Raw genomic sequence first — 20,664 nt, 5'->3', positions numbered from 1 at the left:
ACCCTTGGCTTTTTCGGCCGATAAGCCTATAAGTAACAGGAAGTTAAGACAAGATAGTGCCTGCTTATACTGAACTCAAGCGTACTCACACCTGCGGCCAGCTTCGGGCCGCCGATGTCGGTACGCAGGTCCGTTTGAATGGTTGGGTGAACGGATATCGCCATCTCGGAGGCCTTCTCTTCATTGATCTGCGGGATCGCTACGGGCTTACCCAGGTGCTGATTGACCCGAGTGACTTTGAGCCGGCGATGTTGGCCGAAGCGGAACGTGCTCGCCATGAATTCGTCGTTGCGGTCTACGGGACGGTACGTTTACGGCCTGAAGGTACGGTGAATCCCAAGATGCCGACCGGCGAAATCGAAATACTCTGCCGGCAGTTTCATATTCTCTCCGAATCCAAGACCCCACCGTTTGAGATCGAAGACGAAACCAGCGCCAAGGAGCTGCTGCGACTCGAATACCGCTATCTTGATTTGAGACGCCGCCCGCTTCAGGAAGCGCTCAAAGTGCGCCACCGGGTAACGATGATCATCCGTGAGTACATGGACCGGGCCGGGTTCTATGAAATCGAAACCCCGCTTCTGATTCGCTCTACGCCCGAGGGCGCGCGTGACTATGTCGTCCCGAGCCGGATTCAGAAAGGGAAGTTCTACGCCCTGCCGCAGTCGCCGCAGTTGCTCAAACAGATACTGATGATCTCCGGCTTTGACCGCTATTTCCAACTGGCGCGATGCCTTCGCGACGAGGACCTTCGCTCGGATCGCCAGCCCGAGCACACCCAGCTTGATCTCGAGATGTCTTATGTTACCCCAGAGGACGTTTGGGATGTAATCGAGGGGTTGATGGTTGAGCTGTACGACAAGCTGCTCGGTGTCAAGCTCAGCCGGCCGTTCCCCCGTTACGACTACGCCGAGGTGATGGCGCGCTGGGGTATCGACAAGCCCGACCTTCGCTTCGGCATGGAATTAGTCGATCTCACTGACATCGCCGGGACCAGCGAATTCAAGGTGTTCGCCGAAAACGTCAAGTCAGGCGGAGTAGTCAAGGGGATAGTTCTTGAAGGGGGCGCCGGGTACAGCCGTAAGCAGCTTGACGAACTAACCGAACTTGCCAAAGAAAACGGCGCAGGCGGGCTGGCGTATATCCTACGCGCGCCAGATGGCGACAAATCGCCGATTCTGAAGTTCATAGGCGACGCGGTCAAACACCGTCTGATAGAGAGAGCCGGAGCGGCAGTCGGCGATGCACTTTTCATCGTTTCCGACAAGAAACTCAGGACCGAGATGGTCCTCGGTCAGCTCCGGTTGCATCTTGGGCGGCAGCACGGTCTCATGCTTCCGGACCAGTACCGCCTGCTGTGGGTGACGCACTTTCCGCTGTTCGAATTCGATGAGTCTGTCGGGCGCTTCAACGCCATGCATAACATAGTTTCTCATCCGGTCGAAAGCGATCTACATCTTATAGACGAGGGCTTCACCACAAGTATGCACGGCTCCGATCCTGACCACCCCTGGCGCCGCGCCCGGGCGCTGCAGTACGATTTAGTCACCAACGGCTGGGAGATCGGCTCCGGCGGCCAGCGTATCAACCGTCGCGATCTGCAAGAGAAGATTCTGGAGATTCTGGGTATCGATCGCGGGCGCGCCGATCGGATGTTTGGCTTTCTCCTGCGGGCGTTGGAGTATGGCGCGCCGCCTCACGCCGGTGTTGCGCTCGGCCTCGATCGCCTGGTGGCGCTGATCTGCGGGCGGAGTTCCATTCGCGATGTTATCGCCTTCCCCAAGACAACCAACGCCTCGTCGCTCATGGACGACGCCCCCTCGTATCTCGATCCGGAGCAGTTAGAGGAACTCGGGTTGATCATCAAGGATGACGGAGCGGTGCATTAGATAGATGAACGAGGATATAAACGATAAGAAATCAGTCGTGGTCGATCTTCACGGGGTCGACCAGCGTTTGATTTTCGGTCAGAACGACGCTTACCTGCGGGTGATAGAAACCCGGTTTGTCGCCAAGATCGTCGCCCGGGGGGACCGGGTCATAGTGGAGGGGGATCCTCGCGAGGTCGACCTGGTGGTGCGGCTGTTTCAGGATTTGCTCACCCGCACCAAGCAGGGCGATTTCATTACTGAGCAGTACCTGAACTACGCGATAGCGATGGTTCGAGAGAATGGGCGCGGCCCGGCGGGCGATATTTCTACTGAGGCGCTCCTGACCAGCGCCCTGAAAAAAGTCATCAAGCCGAAAACAATAGGGCAGACGAAATATGTCGATACGGTGGATCGCAATGACATCGTTTTCGCGATCGGTCCGGCCGGCACCGGCAAAACCTACCTGGCGTGTGCTATGGCAGTTGCGGCCCTAAAGACCAAACGGGTAAATCGAGTGGTGTTCACTCGTCCGGCGGTCGAGGCGGGCGAATCGCTCGGCTTTCTGCCGGGCGACGTGCGTGCCAAGGTCGATCCTTATCTGCGGCCTGTTTATGACGCCCTGTATGATATGCTCCAGCCGGACAAGATTCGCAACCTTTTGGAGATGGGCGTAATCGAGATCGCGCCGCTGGCGTTCATGCGGGGGCGCACGCTGAATCAGGCCTTCGTCGTACTGGACGAAGCCCAGAATTGCACGCAGGCTCAGATGAAGATGTTTTTGACCCGAATCGGCGAGGAGTCCAAGGCGGTCATTACCGGCGACATTACTCAGATCGACCTGGCGGATCGCCGCGATTCCGGTCTGGTTAAAGTCCAGGGCATATTGAAAGGCATCCCCGGGATTGAGTATGTCTACCTGACCGAGAAGGATGTCGTGCGCCATCACCTCGTGCAGAAGATCATCAAGGCGTACGAGCGGTACGAGAAATCGAAGCGCAAGGCTTAAGGCGATAAGGACGATCGCCCCATGTTCAGATTTCTGCTCAGGTTCAAAAGGCGGATACGCCGGCTGCTCAAGGTTCAGAGCGAGTCGCGCCAGACCCAGGTGGTCACCGGACGCGCCCGACTGGTGCGCCTGCTGATCCTAATCGTCACCGCGGTTGTGATTGGCGTCTTCTACCCGGGTGAGGTTATCTACGATCCCCTGGACATGCCCCGGCACGGCGAAATCGCGCGTGAAGATATCGTCGCGCCCTTCCCGATCACTGTTTTCAAAAGCGAGCAGGAGATTCTCGAGGAGCAGGAGCAAATCAGGCGGTACACGCCGTATGTGCTCGACTGCGATACCGCTGTCGTAACCGAGGCACTAAGCCGCCTCAACCGTTTTGCGGGTGTGGTCGGCTCATTCCGCCGCCTCGATCAGGCCGCACAGGTGCGCCGTCAGGGTGACTTTATCGATTCCCTGGCGACCCTGTTTCCCGGCTTGAGCCAGGGCGCGATTGCCAAGGCCCTGACCGGCGACATCAATATCCCTCAGGTTCAAGAGAGGCTTGCGAACATTTATCGTGAGCAGATCTACCGGATTGGTGTCCTGGACAGACTCGAAGAACTTCCCCGGTACGGCAACCCCTCGGTGCTGATCCGCTGCGGTGAGGTGGAGAGCCTGCAGGACCGCGGCCGCATCCGCGACATCAGCCTGGCAAACGCTCGCCTGACCACGGTGTTGAATCAGATGGCGGTGTCTGAGCCTGTCGACGTCGATTTCTACTACAATGTCGGCAAGACGTTTATCCTGCCCAGCCTCAGGCCGAACCCGGTGGAGTACAGCCGTCGGGTAGACGAGGCGCTCGCACAGGTCTCCACAGTCAAGAAGGAGATTAACGCGGGCGATGCGATCGTTTCCGCTCGCCAAAAAGTGACGGTTGAGCAGGAAGAGGTGCTATCGGAGATGGTGCGCATCATGCGCCGCGAGGCCGCCGGCCGGGGGTGGTGGATTGCACTGCTCCCGATGCTCGCCCGGTTCGTGCTCGTTTTTGCGGCGTTTCTCGCCCTTTACCTCTTTCTCAAGTTCTTTCGGCCGGACATGGCGCGCTCCAATCCCAAGCTGCTGGCTTTGTTCCTGGTCTTCTGCCTTCAGATGCTTCTCGTTTACTTGCTGGATCTCACAGGCCCCGAATCGATTTACGTCTACCCGGTAGCCGTGCTGCCGGTTATGGTTACGATTCTGTTCGATGCCCAAATAGGAGCTCTCTCGACATTCATACTGGCGCTCCTGCTGGGAGTGATGCACCGCTTCAGTTTCTCTCTCACACTGCTCACCTCTGTCGTTGGCTTTGTCGGCTGCCTGACCTCACAGCACGTGCAGAAGAGATCGCACTTCTATCGCATCATGCTTTCGGTAGTGCTTTCGTATGTGCTGCTGATTCTGGTGGTGGAGAAGCTGAAGCTGACGCCTAACGACGAAATCCTGATCGAGATGCTTTATGGCCTGGTAACCAGCGCCCTGTCAATACTTATTGTAACCGGCGTGCTGCCCGTTTTCGAATCTCTATTTGGCATCACCACCGACACCACTTTGCTGGAGCTCTCAGACCTGAATCACCCTCTGCTGAAGCGCTTATCCACTGAGGCGCCGGGTACCTACCATCATTCGATCTCGGTGGGCAACCTGTGTGAGGCGGCCGCCGAGGCTATCGGCGCCAATGCGCTGCTGGCCCGGGTGGGGGCGTACTATCACGATATCGGGAAGATCGAAGTGCCTGAGTACTTTGTTGAAAACCAGTTCAGCGTCCGCTCCAAGCACGAGGGATTGACGCCGTCGATGTCGGCGATTGTCCTCTCATCGCACGTCAAGAAAGGACGGTTGCTCGGCGAGGAGGCGGATATTCCCGATGATGTCCTGAATTTTATCGAAGAGCACCATGGCACGATTGTAATGGAGTACTTTTACAATAAAGCGAAGGAGCACGAAGGCGACTCGGTCGACATAAACAAGTTCCGCTATCCCGGCCCGCGACCGCAGACCCGGGAAACCGGTATCGCCATGCTGGCGGACGCGGTCGAGGCGGCCAGCCGCACGCTCGACGATCCCAAGCCGGCGCGTATAGACGCTCTGATTCAGAGAATAATCAATGCTCGCTTCCAATCGGGCGAGCTTGAGGAGTGCCCGCTGACCTTGCGGGACCTGGCCGGTATCAAGAAGGCATTCGCCCAGGTGCTTATTGCCGCTTTCCATCATCGTGTAAAGTACCCGGCTGAGCCGAAAGTGTGACTGATGAGGCTGGTAGTGTGTAAAGAAATCCCCGTTCGACTTCCGTCATCTCGCCTCGGCCGCCTGTTCGATATTGTAGTGCGCGGCGAGACTGGGACGGGGCGCGACGCTACGGTCAACCTGATCGTCTGCTCCGACGCACGCGTGCGCAGCCTCAATCGTCGCTATCGCTCGATTGATCGGCCCACTGACGTACTCTCTTTCAATCTCGACCCTATCAACGCGAGCGAGAGCGTGTTCGGAGAAATCTATATCGCGATGCCATACGTCCGCCGTCAGGCCGAACGCCTGGGACGATCGCTTGCAGATGAGTTTCTGCTGCTGTTTTGCCACGGCCTTTTGCATCTGTTCGGCCACGATCACGACACGCCGGCTCGAGAGCGGGCGATGTTCGCTCGTCAGAAGAGATATCTCCTCGCGATCGAAAGCAGGAGGCCGCGATGATGATGTCGCTCTTCTACCTGGCCGCAATCATCTGGTGCTACGTATCTGCCTACGTGGTTTCGGTGTACGCAGCGGCTATCTATATCGATCCCGAAGAGCTCTCGCGCCGGTTTCCGGGTCTCTCCCAGCGGCGCAGGCAAGCGCTGGTGCGTCTGGTGAGTGATCCGCGCGCTTTCCTTCAGGTGGCCACCATCTATCGCTACTTCGCTCTAATCGCGATTGTGGTGTGCACTATTCTGCTGACTGACGAGATAGTGGGCCGCCACTCCGGCTATGTCGCCTGGTTCAACCTGCTTATGGTCTGGGTGCTCTTCGTTCTGGTGGCTGAGTTCCTGCCGCGACGGGCCTCGAGGCGCGCGGTGAGACGCGGCATAGTCGGATGGCTTTGGCTTATCGGCTTGCTCCGGTGGCTGCTCCATCCGGTGGTGACGGCCTACCGAAGGGGCCTTCGTGGCGGCGGCGTCGAACGACATGTGACCGAAGATGAGAAAGAAGAGATTGTCGAGCGTGCCATAGAAACGCTCGCTGAACAAGCCGGAATCGGTGAGACAATAGTGGAGGCCGATGAGAAGGAGATGATCGGCCAGATATTCCGGCTTGACCAAACCACCGTTGAAGAGATTATGTCGCCGCGCATTGATCTTGTAGGCATCGAAAAGTCCACCCGCTTTGCGGACATCCAGGATTTGGTGCGTCGTGACGGCCACTCCCGCTATCCGGTATATGAAGGCACAATCGATAAGATTATCGGCATATTGTATGTCAAAGACCTCTTTAACAATCTGCCCCGGCCGGGGGAGGAGTTTGTAATAACCGATTACCTGCGGCGTCCCTACTTCGTGCCGGAAACCAAGGTCATCGGCGACCTGCTTCGCGAATTCCGCTCCCGCAAGCTTCACGTGGCAGTGGTCGTTGACGACTATGGCGGCGTTTCCGGTCTGGTTACGCTCGAGGATATCCTCGAGGAAATCGTCGGAGAAATCCAGGACGAACACGACACCGAAGACGAAGATATCAGGCGTCAATCCGATGGCAGCCTGGTTGTGGATGCCAATCTGCGGCTCGAAAAACTTCAGGAACTCCTCGAAACTGAGTACCCGCAAGACGAAAACGCCACCGTCGGTGGGCTTATTTACGACCTGGTGGGGTCGGTGCCGACTATCAACCAGGAAGTGGCCTGGCACAGCCTGAGACTTCGCGTGCTCGGACTTGACGGGCAGCGGATTCTTTCGGTGCGTGTGAAGCCCTTCCAGCCCACCCCATAGCCCTGCCCCGGCGCAATTTATGCGCCACGTAAAATAATGCTTGACACGACGATACGGTTTGTCTATTCTGATGGTAGCAGAAAATGCGACTTGGATAGCTTGCACTTTTCATCTCTTTCAACCGGCACATAGCGTAAGGTTTGGATTTCAAGGTGAAGTGCTGGCTTTTCGGAGGATTGTGTATGCAGAGTAAAACGCTAACAGCACTCTTCGTAGGATTGGCTCTTGTGTGCATCGGGATGTTCAGCGGACCGGCTCTCTCGGGTGAACAGCCCTGGGATTCGGATCGCACTCACGGCGGCGGCAGAGCCGGCGGCAATGGAATTCCCGGAAGCGACACCACGGTGATCATACATGATACGAACACCCAGATTTTGGTGTCCGGCCAACCTACGAGCACGGTGCCGACCTGGTACGAAGTGGTTACGGTCGTCTGGTCGGCGATGATGGCTATCTAATCCGGCTCAGTAGTTCGGTTCGAGGGCGACCCACTCGCGCGCCCTTGACCGCGCGGCAGCCGTTCGATAGCTGCAACCCAGGGACCTTAAAGGTACCATAAGACATGGCAACAACCTCACTAACCTATGTCCTGGATCAGCGCTTGCTGCTAATTGAAGAGTTGCTTCATCAGAGGAAGCACGAAGCAGCGAAGAAGGACCTTCAAAGCCTCACCGAAACAGATTTTGTCGGGGACTCCGTGCAGATGGGTTTCTTTCTGTCCCTGTCGGCTGACGTGGCCTTCCTTGACGGTGATTATGTCAATGCCTTGGAAAAGGGGCAGAAAGCGGCCAAGCTGCTGGCCGGATCCCCTCATCATAGACAGTATGGCCGGACGCTGCACGTGCTGTCCAAGACCTACTGGGCCGAAGGGGACCTCAAGAAGGCTGAGGAGAAATCGTACGATGCTCTCGCCTCGTATCGCCGGGCCGCCGACTCCGCCGGCCAGGTAAGCAGCCTCAACGAGCTGGCTCATATCGCCTTTATGCGCTCCGATTTTAAGGCGGCCACCGGATTTCTCGACGAAGCAGTCACTCTGACGGATGGGTATCCGGCCAAGGCCGCGATGCTTTCCGGAAACCTGGGGCGCGTCCGCACGCTACTTGGCGAATGGCCTCGTGCCGAGCAGGGGCTCAAGAGCGCCCTCGCTTACTACACGTCGAATGGCGATGAAGCCTCTGCGGCGGGCACTCTAATATCACTCGGTTATCTCTATCTGAGAAAGCGCGAATTCGTCTTTGCCGAAAACTCGTTTGAGAAAGCGCGGGGAATAGTTGAACGGCTGGGCCTGAAGCGGTCGAAAGTTCACCAACGCGAATTCGCCGGCGAACTGGCCTTTGAGAAAGGCGATTACTACAAGGCCAAGGCTCTGCTGAATGAAGCCTATAAGGATGCGTCGAGGCTGGCGCCGGAGTCCGCCCTGGTCACACAGGCAGGGCGGCGGCTGGCTGAAGTCGAGCTGGCGCTCGATAACCTCGATGCCGCAATGAAATATGCACAGAAGGCCCTCGATCTGGCGGTAAGGATAGGGGAGGCTGCCGAGATCAGCCAGTCGCGCCGCGTAATCGCGCTGGTATTCGCGGCGAGGTCCGAGTTTGCTGAAGCAATTCGTAACGGTCGTGAAGCGCTCAGCGCGGCCCGCAATGCCGGCGATCCTGTCGATCTTGCGCGAACCATTCTCGCCCTCGCCGACCTGATGGTTCAGGCCGGCTCCGAGGAAACTACCGTGATCGATCAGCACTATGACGAGGCTGTCCGCCTGTTCCGCCGACTCGATCTCGATCATTGGGTCGCCGAGGCCAGCTACCAGGCCGGCGTATGGGCTTGCCGGCAAGGCAAGCTGCATCACGGGTTCAAGCAGTTGAGCCGGGCGGAGAAGCTGTTTTCAGAGTTGTCCGATACGGCCAGGGTGAGGCGGGTGACCCAGTTCCTCGCCACGATCGCCGATCAAGCGGTGGCGCTGTCTGTCTCCGACGACAACGAGTTCAAGCTATTTGGCAAACTGATCAACCAGGGTGATTTGGGTGATCTCGATACGACCCAGATGGACACGGTAATCGAGGTGCTTCGCCGGCGCACCGGCGCTGACCGGGTGGTTTTGGTGTCGCCGGACCTGGATATCTCGACCACGATGAGCACCGTAGTGTTCTCCGATCGCCAATTACCGCACTTCGTGGACAGTTTCCGTCGCCTGCTCGGTGAGGAGATATCTACCACCAAGCCCACGCTGTTGCTTGACTGCCGTCGTGATCCCTACGTGGCCGACCTGTTTCCGGACAGGGCCGAGGTCATCGCCAGTGTATTAGTGGTGCCGTTCCGCATGGGCGATGGCACGGTAAGCTACGTCTATCTCGACCGGCTCTCGAAAGACGGTCGCCTGAATCCGTTCAATCAGGAAGCGCTCAATTTTGCGGTCGGATTCTCCGATGTGGTAGCGTTCAAATCGGCCGAGCTGCAGCGGCGAAAGCTGCTTGAGGACAACCGTCGTCTCAAAGCGCAACTGATGGAATCAGCCGCATTTCCGAACATCATCACGCGCAATCATGAGCTGCTGCAGATTCTCGATCAGGTCCGCCAGGTGATCGATTCCGACATCTCCATCAATATCCAGGGACCGACCGGCAGCGGCAAAGATCTGCTGGCTCGCGCAATTCACTACAATTCGAAGAGGCGGGACAAGCGCTACATCTCAGTCAACTGCGCCGCGCTGCCGGAGACGCTTTTGGAGTCCGAGTTATTCGGATATCGCCGCGGCGCGTTCACTGGAGCGGACAGAGACAAGCCGGGTTTGTTCGAGGAGGCCGACGGCGGCACGTTTTTCCTCGACGAGATCGCCGACATGCCGCTCAGTGTGCAGGCCAAGATACTGCGGGTGCTCGAAGAGAAGGAACTGGTCCGCCTTGGCGAGAGTACTCCGCGCAAAGTCGACGTGCGTATTGTCTCGGCGACTAACAAGGACCTCAAGGCCGAGATGAGCGAGCGGCGTTTCCGCCAGGACTTGTACTATCGTCTGGCCGCGCTGACTTTCAAGCTACCGGCCCTGGCCGACCGACGTGAGGATATTCCCCTGCTGGTGGAGCATTTTCTCGCCGGATCGGGCAAGAGGATTTCATCAGACACGATGAAACACCTGGTGGCGTATGCCTGGCCGGGAAATGTCCGTGAGCTCGACAATGAAATCAAGAAACTGATTCTCCTTGCCGGGACAAACGATACAATCGGGCCGGAACTGCTCTCCACCAAGATTCTCTCCGACAGCAGGCTGCCGGCGGGTGTGGATCAGGTGATGCCGTATGCACGCCCTGTGGAGTTCGGCAGCGGGTATTCCTTATATGACTATCTCGCCAGCCATGAGCGGCAGTTCATAGTCAGGGCGCTGAGGGAACGCCACGGGGTTAAGAAACATGCGGCGGCGATGCTGAATATCCCTGAATCCACCCTTCGGTTGAAAATCAAAGAATACAATATCGATCTGGATCGGCTTGACGCGGTCCATTGAGTGAATCAGGAAACCGATTGCGCCCCGCCCTGCGGGGCGTTTTTTTTTATGCATATGCCTACTGCTTTCTGGTTCTGTCATCACGCGGCCGATCCGTTTTTCAACATGGCCTTCGACGAGTGCATGCTTGAGCATGTCAACCGGCAGCCCGATCAGATACTGCTTCGGCTGTATACCTGGCAGCCGGGCGCGATTACAATCGGCGTGAATCAATCGCTGGAGCGCGCAGTGAGGATCGAGGCACTCGGAGGTACGCCCCTTATTCGACGGATCACCGGAGGGAGGGCAGTCTATCACGACGAGTCCGAACTCACTTATTGTGTAGCGCTGAATCTCGACGAAGTAGCGTTGCCGAGTCAATCACGCTCGGTAAACACAGTGTACCTGAGGCTCGCGGAGGGCTTGCGCTCGTTTCTCGAGAAGATCGGTGTTTCGGCGCAGATCGTGCGCCGCACCGGCCTGGCCCCGGTAAGTCGAGTGTGGGACGCTGAACATCCCTGTTTTGTCTCGGCGGCGAGGTATGAACTGCTCGCCAAAGGGAAGAAGATACTTGCCTCGGCACAACGCCAGATCGGGTCAGCCGTGCTTCAGCACGGTTCGATCAAACTGCGCGGGGTGGCTTTTCACCCGGCCTTGCCCACGATGTCCAAAGCGTTTGGAGGGTTGCCGCAATCGCATGATAGATCAGACGTTGAGCGGAAGGCGGAACAGTTCGCACGAGAGGTGGCAGCCGTCCTCGGGGTGGCAGCTGAAGGACAAATGTGTGCTGCAAACGATTTGGAGGCTTTTGTCGGGCTAACGGACCGGTGGCGGTCCATCAGGGAGGCCCCTCTGATGCGGCGTGATCTCATTGAACACCACACTGGGAAGGACAGTCTATTGGTGTGAGACGGACAAAGGCGTATCACGCGGGATTAGTTCAAGAAATCGCTTGACTTGGCCGTTCGGGCGCAACTATTTTTCAATGATACGATGGTTGGCCCAATGCTTTGGCGTAACCGCATGTGGATGTAGAGGTTGGCATGACTTCACGGATCGTTTCAGCACACCGCCTCCCTCTTTATACAACTGGTTACGAATCGCAGGATAGAAAGTTACAATTCCAGGTTGCGGTGGCACCGGGTATTGCCCGCAGGCACTCTGAGCACCCTGCAACTTGAGTGATAGCCGCGTTAGGAGGAAGGAATAATGGCTGGGATTGGCAAAAGGCTGCTTGCATGTGTGTTGTTGGCGGCGGTAGGCCTGCTCCTACTGCCCATACATTCTTTTGCTGCGACCACCGGGCAGATTAAGGGGCGTGTGACCCACAAAGACACCGGTGAGCCGGTAATCGGCGCATCCGTGCTGGTTGTGGGTACCACTCAGGGCGCTATGACCGACCTGGAAGGGTATTTCCAGATCCTCCGGGTCGATCCCGGCAACTATACTCTGCGTATTTCCCACCTGGAATTTGTTACGGTCGAAGTGTCTGATGTGATCGTAAAGATAGACGAGACTTTCGAGGCCAACCAGAAAATGACCCCAAAGATTACCGATCTGGACGAGACCATCACCGTGGTGGGCACACAGGACATCCTGGACAAATTCGTAGTCGACAGCCGCGTTACCATCAGCGCCGAGACGATCAAACAGAGGCCGGTGCAGTCGGTCGATCACCTCCTGTCGCAGGTAGCGGGAGTTCAGACGACCGCCGAAGGCGAAGTGTTTGTGCGCGGCGGCCGTGCGGGCGAGGTGGCGTACATCGTGGACGGCGTGCCGATCGGCGATCCGCTCGGAAGCGGACGCGGCCAGGTGGGTGCGAATCTGTCGCTCGTGTCAGGGTCAATTCAGGAAATCCAGATCATCAAGGACGGTTTCGATCCGGAGTATGGCAACGCCCTCTCCGGCATTGTCAACATCCGTTCATTCACCGGCGACAAGACCAACACCCGTGCAAACCTGTATTACTTGACTGACGATTTCGGCAATCAGGATCTAAATAAATACTCGCGCAATAACGATTATATGCGCTTTACCCTGTCGGGGCCGGATCCGCTGATCAGCAACCGGTTGCTCCCGGCGATCGGGCTGAACTTTCTGAAGGATCAGGAGTTCACGTACTTCCTCTATGCCGATGTGGACAAGCACGACGGCATCTATCAGATGCAGGATTTCAACACCCCGACCACCACGCGCGAATGGCCGTCGTTCGGCATTCTCGGTTTCGATGTCCCGGAGCGCCTGGCTAACCGATATCACCTGGAATCCAATTTCCGGTTTCGCCCGCGCCAGAACCTGAAGTTTGTACTCTCCTACAAGAAGTGGTACACCAAAGTAACGTTGTTCAATCGTGATAACTGGGCGTATCGCTATTCCAACCTGACGGCGCCGGTTGTCGGGATCGACGAGTCCAGCATTTCCCTGGAGACCACTCATACGGTTTCCCGCAACATGAACTATGAGGTTATCCTCTCGGTCTACGATTACGACTACAATGAGAAACCGGGGGATCCGAACAATCCTGGGAAGACCCGCGATCCGGACAAATCCTACCTCGAATCCGAATGGGAGACCTTTACTGACAGAAACGGTAACGGAGTCTACGACGCCCCCGAGCCGCTGATAAACCTTTACGGCGACACCGCCAACTATGGTAATGAATTCAACGGACCGGCGTACACTTTCGGAGAATATAATTACCACACCAACCAGCAGGGCGGTGTGCCCATAATCAGCAACTTCCGTTTCAATGACAACGGGATGATCGATTCGCTCGAAGGGGAGCCGTATGTCGATTTGAACGGCAATGGCGTTTGGGATCAGGGTGATTATCTGAACGACCGCAACGGCAACGGCATCCTGGATGCCGATCGTATCCCCACGGTCCAGACACCCCGTCAGGAGCCGTTTGTCGACGGTGACTCGGTGGTGGGGGAGCCGTTTGTTAATCTGAACGCAAACGGCGTCTATGATGCCGGCATCGACGTGTTCTTCATCGGGATTGGACCATCCAACCAGGACCTAAACCACAACGGTATCTACGACGGGCCGGGTTCGACGTGGACGCCGGGTGTGCCGTTTCTCGATCGTGACGGCGACGGCCTGTACGACCCACCAAATAACGTCTATGATCCAGGGGAGCCATTTACCGACGTGAACGGCAACGGCAAATATGACCGTGGCGGCGCCAGTACCTTCCTTGAACCGGGGACGCACGACGAGAGCGCGTTGTGGAACGAACGCACTGTTAGGCGGTACCGGGGTGAGGTCAAGCTGGTGCGGCAGATGAACCGTCACGAGGTCAAGGCCGGGTTCTTCTTCCAAAGAGAAAACCTGTATTTCGGCGAGATTGAAAGACCGTACCTATCTTATAACGGCCGAGCTGATACCCTCAACGCTTATCCTACCCGAGGTCTCTTCCGCGATTTCTACAAGTACGAGCCGGTCTCGGGCGCGATCTATATCCGTGATAAGATCGAGTATGGTTCGATGGTGGCATCGCTCGGTCTGCGCTGGGACTTCTTCCTCCAGGACACCGAGGACCTCGCTCGTGTGCTTAAGGGGGACGACCGCGGCGGTCTGATTCTCGGCGATCGCCATCGCTTTGCTCCGCGTATCGGCTTCTCGTACCCGATTTCGGACAAGGCCAAGGTGTATTTCAACTACGGCCACTTCTTCCAGTTGCCGTCGTACTACGCCATGTATCGTCGTAATACCACGAGCGCCGACCAGAACGACGTTCTCGGCAACCCGAATCTAAACTATCAGAAGACCATTCAGTATTCGTTCGGTATCAAGTATGCCATGAACGAGAACTACACGGTTGATGTCGAAGGGTACTTTAAAGACGAATTCGACAAGATCAATTCCGGAAACGTCTTTGAGGGCGAATTGACTCGCCAGCAGTACCTGAACAAGGACTACGGTCGCAGCCGCGGGTTTGAGATTACTCTTGAGCGCCGTGGCAGCGGGTATGTCAACGGGCAGGTCAGCTACGCGTATGCGTTCGCGTTCGGTAAAGACTCCAAGTCGGCGGAGCAGTTTGAGCGTGATCTGGAGTCGCGCGAGCCTCTGACTGAGGCGCCTCTGGACAACGATTACCGCCACACATTCAAAGCCGGCATCGGTATTGTAATGCCGCAGACGGTCAAACCGCGCATGTTTGGTGTTCCGATTCCGAATGGCTGGAGCCTTTCGATCGAGAGCATCATCCAGAGCGGGGCTCCGTTCACGCCGTCAAACAGGTATCCCGGTCTGGCCGGGTCTACCACCGATCCCGAGCGCAACTCGCTTCGGTTCCCCATGACCGCGGTGTTCGATATCCGGTTCACTAAAGAGTACAGCCTGGTCGGTCTTGACTGGCAGTTCATCCTGTGGGTCGAGAATCTGTTCAACCGTCGCAACGTAGTTTCGATGGCTGACGATCCAAGCTCCACCGGTCGCCCCGACACGCGGCAGAATCAGAACGGAGTCATCCTGGGTGGTACCGACTATGACAACAACCCGTACAACTGGGACTACGGCCGTCAGATTCGCTTCGGGCTTGAGGTGAGCATCTAAGACGGGGAAGTCAGTTGATGAAGATATACGAGGCAGACATGCATACACATCCAAGTCGGTTGATCCGACAGCATCGCTCCGGACCGGGAATTGCAACGGTCCTGTCACTTCTCCTGGCGGTGACAACTGTCATTCTGGCGCCGGGTCAGGCTGCTGCGCAGGCTAAAGTCGGCACCACCGGGGCGCAGTTCCTCGAGCTGGGAGTATCGGCACGCTCGATGGGGATGGCCGACGCTTTTACGGCGATTTCCAACGACGTTTCGGCCGTGTACTACAACCCGGCCGGTTTGACATCGCTTCTCGGCACTGAGATCATGGCCACCTACATCGATATGCCGGCGGGCGTCGAATACGGCTTTGCCGCCATCGGCTTCCCGCTCGAATCGGTCGGAGGCGTGCTCGGAGTCGGTGTCTACGCTCTGACATCCGGGTCGATGATCGAGCGTACCTACGCCCGCGGTGTGGACTACCCCGACGAAGGCATCTACGGCACTGGGCGCAAGTTCGCCTGGAACGACCTGGCCGTCTCGGTGGGCTACGGCCGTTATCTCACCGATCGCTTCTCGATAGGCTTCACCGTCCGCTATATCGGCGAATTCGTGCACGACTATTCGGCGAGCAGTTGGTCGGCGGATGTCGGTACCAGCTACAACACCGGCTATCGTGACTTCAAACTGGCGATGGCGATCTCGAATTTCGGCCCCGACTTGAAGTTTATCGAGAAAGCCGCCCCGCTGCCGATCAACTTCAAGTTCGGGGGATCGATCAACGTGCTCGATGGCGCCAATCATGTACTCACGGTGGTGGCCGAAGGATCGCACCCGTCGGACAACCTTGAGAAGTACAATGCCGGCGCGGAATATGTCTTTATGGAAAGATTCGCCCTGCGCGTGGGGGGGCGGTTTAATTACGATACCGATGGTTTGACGGCCGGCGCCGGAATGCGTCTGCCGTACGGTGAAGAGGGCCAGATAAGCGTTGACTACGCCTACCAGGATTTCGGCATTCTCACTGAAGTTCATCGGTTCACCATCGGATTTGCTTTTTGACGGGCTGAAGGCGGTAACATGAAACAGGTTAAAGCAAGCATAGTATTCTCCATCCTGGCCGGTCTGGCGGCGCTTTTATTCTGGCTTGGCAGTTGTGCCAAGAAGATGGAAGGCAGCGTCTATGCCAACGAAAAGCCGATTGTCTGGTTCGTAAACGTCCCGCCGGAGAACGCCCGCTCATCGGTGAACCCGATCGTCAACTGGTACGGACAGGACCGCGACGGTCAGATCGACTTCTATCGATATATGGTCGTTCGCGAAGATGTCATGGGTGATTCGCTCGGCAAACCGTCCGATTGGGATCCCACTGAGCCGGGGCAGGAGCTGACGCCGGGTGAAATCCAGCAATTCATGAGTCGGTATCTCATGAACATGCATGACTCGCTCTGGACCAAGCTCCTGGTGAGGGCGGACTACACCGATCCACACACCAGCAACATCATTCCCATGTCGGCCCAGATGGACAATCCGGTTCTGGTTTATGTTCCCCAGTTTGTCTTCGTGCAGGCTTTCGACGAGGAAGGCCTCGGGTCCGATGTGGTCTACAGGCGCTTCCTGCGCAACGACAACCCGCCGGCTACGCGAATAGTCGGCTTCATTGATGGCGTCCCGTTTATCAACTCAGTCCTGCCGACCGGCGAGGCCACCGGTATTCGCATTCGGTGGCAGGGAACTGACGTACTCGATTACCCCACCGATCCGCCGCCGTTCGAATTCGAATGGAAGCTTTTCGGGCCGTACAGCAACGCTGAGTACACTGGCCTGCTGGATTCATTCCTGGCTAAGGTGTTTATAACCACAGATGCCCGTGTGTTTCGCTTCGGCCTTCCGCCTCAGACGTACTATGACACTTTCTGGAATCCGGACAACCCTGGTCAGATTGACTCGATTGACACAATCGTCTTGGGAACGGCTCTGATCGTGTGTGACACTACGTATGAAAACGGCCAGGAGGTGGAAACCTGCGATACTATCCTTATTGATACGCTCAAGGGGAACAACATCTACGGCAACATGGACACGCTGCTGCGTGTATATGACAATGACTTCATAAGCAGCCCTTTGTACAGAGTGGCGGATAGTTCACACGATGAGTTCGGCAATGTCTGGACCACGGAGACACGGGACTCCATATACGATGTGTATCGGAACTACCCTTCCGATACTACCCAGGCCGCGAAGTTCCTATTTGTAGTGCGCTGCCGTGATGATGCACTCGTGCCCGACTTGACACCGGCCTGGAGAGGGTTTACCGTGATTAATCCGCGCCATGAGCGAGATATCCTGGTTGTCGACTTCCAGGCTTCAGCCGCCGAAAACAACGCCCGGTTGACTTCAACATTGGCGTTTTGGCAAGAGGCTGTTGACAGCTTCAAGGTGCAAACGGGGCACGACACGCTGGATTTCGTTACTGGCCAGGATTTTCATAACCACGGCGATTACGGCGGTTCATATCCGCGGGAATTCCTCGCTGACCTCCTGCGGTACAAGTTGATCGTCGTTTTCCAGGACGCAGAAGTTTCAGGAACATGGAGCAACCAAGGCCAGAAGTACCGAGACGTATTGACCGCACTGCAGACCGGCATGAGGGTCTGGGTGACCGCTCGCGTGCCTTTTGGCAACTTTCCGACGGGATCACCTTACCGTGAGGTGCCGGCTAATTCGCAATACCAATTCTACTTTGGTGTGCTGCAGTACACTTTTCCCGGCTGGAGCAGCCCTTTCTATCGCGATTCGACCAACTTCGGCTGTCCGCGCACTGAGGATTTCATCGGGACATTGTCTCTTGACGAGGATCGATGGCCGGAACTGGCGGTCGACACGAGCCTTCTCCGAATTAGGTATCGCTGGCAGGGTCGAAACTGCTTCAACCCGCCGACCCAGTTCCCATTCCAACCCTACATGGCGAACCTGGGGTCCATACCGCAGGTAGGCTGGGTTGTGCGTTCCTTTGATTCTGAAGTGATGTATCTTTACCGGTCGCTTTACGGCAATGAGCACGCTCTCGACCGTAAGCTCTCATTCCAGGGACGCCCTGTCGGAATCAGGCTGAATCGCGGCCTCTTCCGCACGGTCCACTTCAACTTCACGCCCCTTGCGCTCAAACGCGCCACTATGCAGCCCATGGTCAATGACGTGCTGAGCTGGCTGTACGACAGTTGGAAGGATCTTGAGGTGGCCAAGAAGTCGGGTCAGGAGGCGGCCCTCGCCGAAGAGCTGGGCAACCGTTACTGGGAGTGCTACTGGAAAGCTGACGGCGACAAGGAGAAGTTCTACGAACTTCTCGAAAACGCCTACTGATTTCTCGTTCTGAATTGGAATCGAAAGAGGCCGGGCAACCGGCCTCTTTTAATCGTGGGCGGCAGACCTCCCGGTCTGCCCCTTCCACATCCTTCTTCGATGCACGGGCAGACGAGGACCCGCCATCGGCGGGCCGCGCACGGAATCAGCAGGTATTAGTTGTTGGGGCACTAGAACTGAATCGAAAGAGGCCGGGTAACCAGCCTCTTTTTTTTGTCCATTACTTCGTGCCGTGACCGGTGGAAACCGCCGCGCGGACCAACTCATGATCCGGAAATCGCTTGGTGGCTTCGCGCAGCACTGAGTCCGCCTCCATCAGCCGACCCTGAGCCAGGTAACCGGCGCGCAGATTGAGATACGCTTCCACCATCAGGCTGTCGGCGATTATCGCCCGAATCGTATAATCGATCGCGTCGTTCAGACGGTTCAGGAGCGCGTAGCTGAAGCCTATCAGGTAGAATGTCTGGGCGCGCGTGCGCTCGAATTCCTTATATCCATGCCTGAATCCCGGGCCGAATGCGTCGTCATCGGTCTCGATCGGCGGCGGGGACGCAACTTCCGCGCGATAGAGCAGATCCAGCGCCCCTGCGATATCGCCGCGATTGACCAGTATCGCCGCGCCCTGGTTAAGCACTTCGAGATTATCGTCCGTGCGAACTGCTGCCAGGCCGACTTCGCTCACCACGGTTGCGGTACCGATGTGCGGGTCGAAACCAAGCGCCCGCAGTTTGACGAGATTGGAGAGCAGGTCATACGGAGCGAAGCTCAGCGACCGATCGGCCATAAGCAATGCCTGACGAGTATCGCCGGAAAGCAGACGAAGAGACGCCAGGTTCTGATACGCCTTGTGGCGCGTCGGGTGAAGATCGGCTTCACGCTCGAAGCTCTGGGCGGCAGAATCGGCCATACCCAGGCGCAAATACGCTGCGCCAAGGTTCAGATTGACGTCGGGGAATTCTGGCTCAATAGCGGCAGACTTACGGAAGTGTTCAAGCGCCCCGGCGTAATCGCTGTTCGAATAGAGGTACAGTCCGCGTGAGGTCAGACTCTGTGCGGTCCAGTGCCCTGGATAATCTACTGGTGGATTGAACGTAAACCAGCCCGCCCCGACCATACCCATTGTCAGCACTGAGGCAACCAGCGGCCGTGCTCTCGCTAAGACTGTGATTTGCACGAGCCCGGCGGCAGCCAGTATGCAGTAAAGGGGCATTAATGGGAGCCGGAAGCGGCTGTTGACGAAGAACAGCGCGACCGCGAGCATGAAGACAAGCATCGCCGCCGCCACGAATCGCACGAGGGGCTGCCGCCGCCAGCGAAGCGCGATTCCGCACAGCGCGAGGGGAAGAATCACGCCGAACACGAGCGGGTTTCGGCCCAACAGCGGAAACGCGGCGAAGTGGACCTCAAGCGAGCGTTCGTTGGGTACCTCACGATTGGCCATGAGGTATACCAGCTTGCGTGCGTAAAGCGAGAGGAAGCTACTCGGATGGGCGAGTATCCAGTCGACCGCTTTTTGTCGCCAGTAAGCCGAGACCTCACCCGGCTTCAACTTGCGGCCAAGGTCCTGCTCAGCCAGATGTGTGATCTGCCGGATTTGCCAGTTATGACCGAGAGGTTCAGGCAGCACCGCGGAAAGGCCATCGGCGCTCTCGTTGTTGCCGATATACAAGTTGATCCCCCCCTGCGACGCGACCAGCACCGGATCACCGGCTACGGCGATGTTTCGCAGGAACACCGGTGCGATACACACGGCTATACCTGACACAAGCACGATCGTTCGCCTGAGCCGCCACCAGGAACGGTGCCTCTGGCGATGATACGGCTGTTTCAGAACCACCCAAACGATCGTCGCGGCGGCAACAGCGAGGGCCGTCGGGCGGCAGACTGACGCCAGTCCCAAGGCCAGCCCCGTGAAGAACAGGCCTCGTGGACTCTCGGTTTCGAGCCAGATAAGAAACCGCCACAGGGCGACTTGCAGCAGCAACGTGAACAGTGGATCGAGTAGCAGCTCCGATTCGAAGTAGATGGCTATCGGCAAAACTGAGTGGAGTAGAGATCCGATGAGCGCAACCGTCCCGCCGAACAGGCGCCGCCCCAGTAGGTAAGTCATCGTTACCGACGCAAGCCCGATCGCCAGTCCGAAGAGACGCCCCACCCAGAGCGATGTCCCGAACAGCGCGTATAGCAATCCCAGACCGTAAACATAGAGCGGCGCGCGAAAATACGTGGTGTCGCCAACAACGTTACGGTCGGCCAGTGACTGCGCCCAATGGTGATGATACCAGTTATCGACTGTTAGCTGATCCCAGTACGGCGATTCGTGATACTGAAAGAGGTAGAGGAGCCGAAGCGCCACCGCTAGTATAAGCACGGTGGCCAGCCAATAACCGATTCGTGAGCTTTTCCCGGGAAGATTCGCCATCACTGC

At 57.2% G+C, this 20,664-nt stretch carries 12 protein-coding genes; 11 read left to right on the top strand and 1 reads right to left on the bottom strand.

Annotation, left to right across the window (positions count from 1 at the left end; all coding sequences use genetic code 11):
• Positions 1–56: 56 nt before the first annotated feature.
• The 11 genes from aspS (at position 57) to AB1772_05810 (ending at position 18,236) form a co-directional block, all read left to right on the top strand.
• Positions 57–1,889: an aspartate--tRNA ligase gene (gene aspS / locus AB1772_05860; protein MEW5795868.1), complete on the top strand. Its 1,833-nt coding sequence runs from the start codon at positions 57–59 to the stop codon at positions 1,887–1,889.
• Between the two features lie 4 nt (positions 1,890–1,893).
• The gene (locus AB1772_05855; GenBank protein MEW5795867.1) at positions 1,894–2,877 is read left to right on the top strand and encodes a PhoH family protein; all 984 of its coding nucleotides are present in this window, start codon (positions 1,894–1,896) and stop codon (positions 2,875–2,877) included.
• A gap of 21 nt (positions 2,878–2,898) precedes the next feature.
• Positions 2,899–5,142, top strand: a complete 2,244-nt coding sequence (locus tag AB1772_05850) for an HDIG domain-containing metalloprotein (protein MEW5795866.1) — start codon at positions 2,899–2,901, stop codon at positions 5,140–5,142.
• Between the two features lie 3 nt (positions 5,143–5,145).
• Entirely contained in the window at positions 5,146–5,586 is a 441-nt protein-coding gene (ybeY, locus tag AB1772_05845) for an rRNA maturation RNase YbeY (GenBank protein MEW5795865.1), read from the top strand.
• Positions 5,583–6,851, top strand: a complete 1,269-nt coding sequence (locus tag AB1772_05840; GenBank protein MEW5795864.1) for a hemolysin family protein — start codon at positions 5,583–5,585, stop codon at positions 6,849–6,851. The genes ybeY and AB1772_05840 overlap by 4 nt, the downstream gene beginning before the upstream one ends.
• A gap of 182 nt (positions 6,852–7,033) precedes the next feature.
• Positions 7,034–7,309 (top strand): hypothetical protein, encoded by a 276-nt coding sequence (locus tag AB1772_05835; protein ID MEW5795863.1) that lies wholly within the window; start codon positions 7,034–7,036, stop codon positions 7,307–7,309.
• Positions 7,310–7,413: 104 nt separating this feature from the next.
• The gene (locus AB1772_05830) at positions 7,414–10,347 is read left to right on the top strand and encodes a sigma 54-interacting transcriptional regulator (protein MEW5795862.1); all 2,934 of its coding nucleotides are present in this window, start codon (positions 7,414–7,416) and stop codon (positions 10,345–10,347) included.
• Between the two features lie 48 nt (positions 10,348–10,395).
• Positions 10,396–11,235: a hypothetical protein gene (locus AB1772_05825; GenBank protein ID MEW5795861.1), complete on the top strand. Its 840-nt coding sequence runs from the start codon at positions 10,396–10,398 to the stop codon at positions 11,233–11,235.
• Positions 11,236–11,535: 300 nt separating this feature from the next.
• Complete coding sequence (locus AB1772_05820; protein ID MEW5795860.1) at positions 11,536–14,886, top strand: TonB-dependent receptor; 3,351 nt, start codon at positions 11,536–11,538, stop codon at positions 14,884–14,886.
• A 38-nt stretch (positions 14,887–14,924) separates the two neighbouring features.
• Complete coding sequence (locus AB1772_05815) at positions 14,925–15,935, top strand: PorV/PorQ family protein (protein MEW5795859.1); 1,011 nt, start codon at positions 14,925–14,927, stop codon at positions 15,933–15,935.
• An 18-nt stretch (positions 15,936–15,953) separates the two neighbouring features.
• Positions 15,954–18,236, top strand: a complete 2,283-nt coding sequence (locus tag AB1772_05810; GenBank protein MEW5795858.1) for a hypothetical protein — start codon at positions 15,954–15,956, stop codon at positions 18,234–18,236.
• A 220-nt stretch (positions 18,237–18,456) separates the two neighbouring features.
• Here AB1772_05810 and AB1772_05805 read toward each other — a convergent pair whose 3' ends face one another.
• Positions 18,457–20,658, bottom strand: a complete 2,202-nt coding sequence (locus tag AB1772_05805) for a glycosyltransferase family 39 protein (GenBank protein MEW5795857.1) — start codon at positions 20,656–20,658, stop codon at positions 18,457–18,459.
• Positions 20,659–20,664 lie beyond the last annotated feature (6 nt).

This window comes from Candidatus Zixiibacteriota bacterium, from assembly GCA_040752815.1.
Classification (GTDB): Bacteria; Zixibacteria; MSB-5A5; order GN15; family FEB-12; genus JAGGTI01.
The sequence above is the reverse complement of the archived record's forward strand: the minus strand, read 5'-3'. Positions and strand labels throughout refer to the sequence as shown.

Excerpts from the sequence above, each read along its gene's own strand:
- AB1772_05855 (MEW5795867.1), top strand. The coding sequence starts at position 1,894 with ATGAACGAGGATATAAACGATAAGAAATCAGTCGTGGTCGATCTTCAC.
- AB1772_05850 (MEW5795866.1), top strand. The coding sequence starts at position 2,899 with ATGTTCAGATTTCTGCTCAGGTTCAAAAGGCGGATACGCCGGCTGCTC.
- ybeY (MEW5795865.1), top strand. The coding sequence starts at position 5,146 with ATGAGGCTGGTAGTGTGTAAAGAAATCCCCGTTCGACTTCCGTCATCT.
- AB1772_05840 (MEW5795864.1), top strand. The coding sequence starts at position 5,583 with ATGATGATGTCGCTCTTCTACCTGGCCGCAATCATCTGGTGCTACGTA.
- AB1772_05835 (MEW5795863.1), top strand. The coding sequence starts at position 7,034 with ATGCAGAGTAAAACGCTAACAGCACTCTTCGTAGGATTGGCTCTTGTG.
- AB1772_05830 (MEW5795862.1), top strand. The coding sequence starts at position 7,414 with ATGGCAACAACCTCACTAACCTATGTCCTGGATCAGCGCTTGCTGCTA.
- AB1772_05825 (MEW5795861.1), top strand. The coding sequence starts at position 10,396 with ATGCATATGCCTACTGCTTTCTGGTTCTGTCATCACGCGGCCGATCCG.
- AB1772_05820 (MEW5795860.1), top strand. The coding sequence starts at position 11,536 with ATGGCTGGGATTGGCAAAAGGCTGCTTGCATGTGTGTTGTTGGCGGCG.
- AB1772_05815 (MEW5795859.1), top strand. The coding sequence starts at position 14,925 with ATGCATACACATCCAAGTCGGTTGATCCGACAGCATCGCTCCGGACCG.
- AB1772_05810 (MEW5795858.1), top strand. The coding sequence starts at position 15,954 with ATGAAACAGGTTAAAGCAAGCATAGTATTCTCCATCCTGGCCGGTCTG.
- AB1772_05805 (MEW5795857.1), bottom strand. The coding sequence starts at position 20,658 with ATGGCGAATCTTCCCGGGAAAAGCTCACGAATCGGTTATTGGCTGGCC.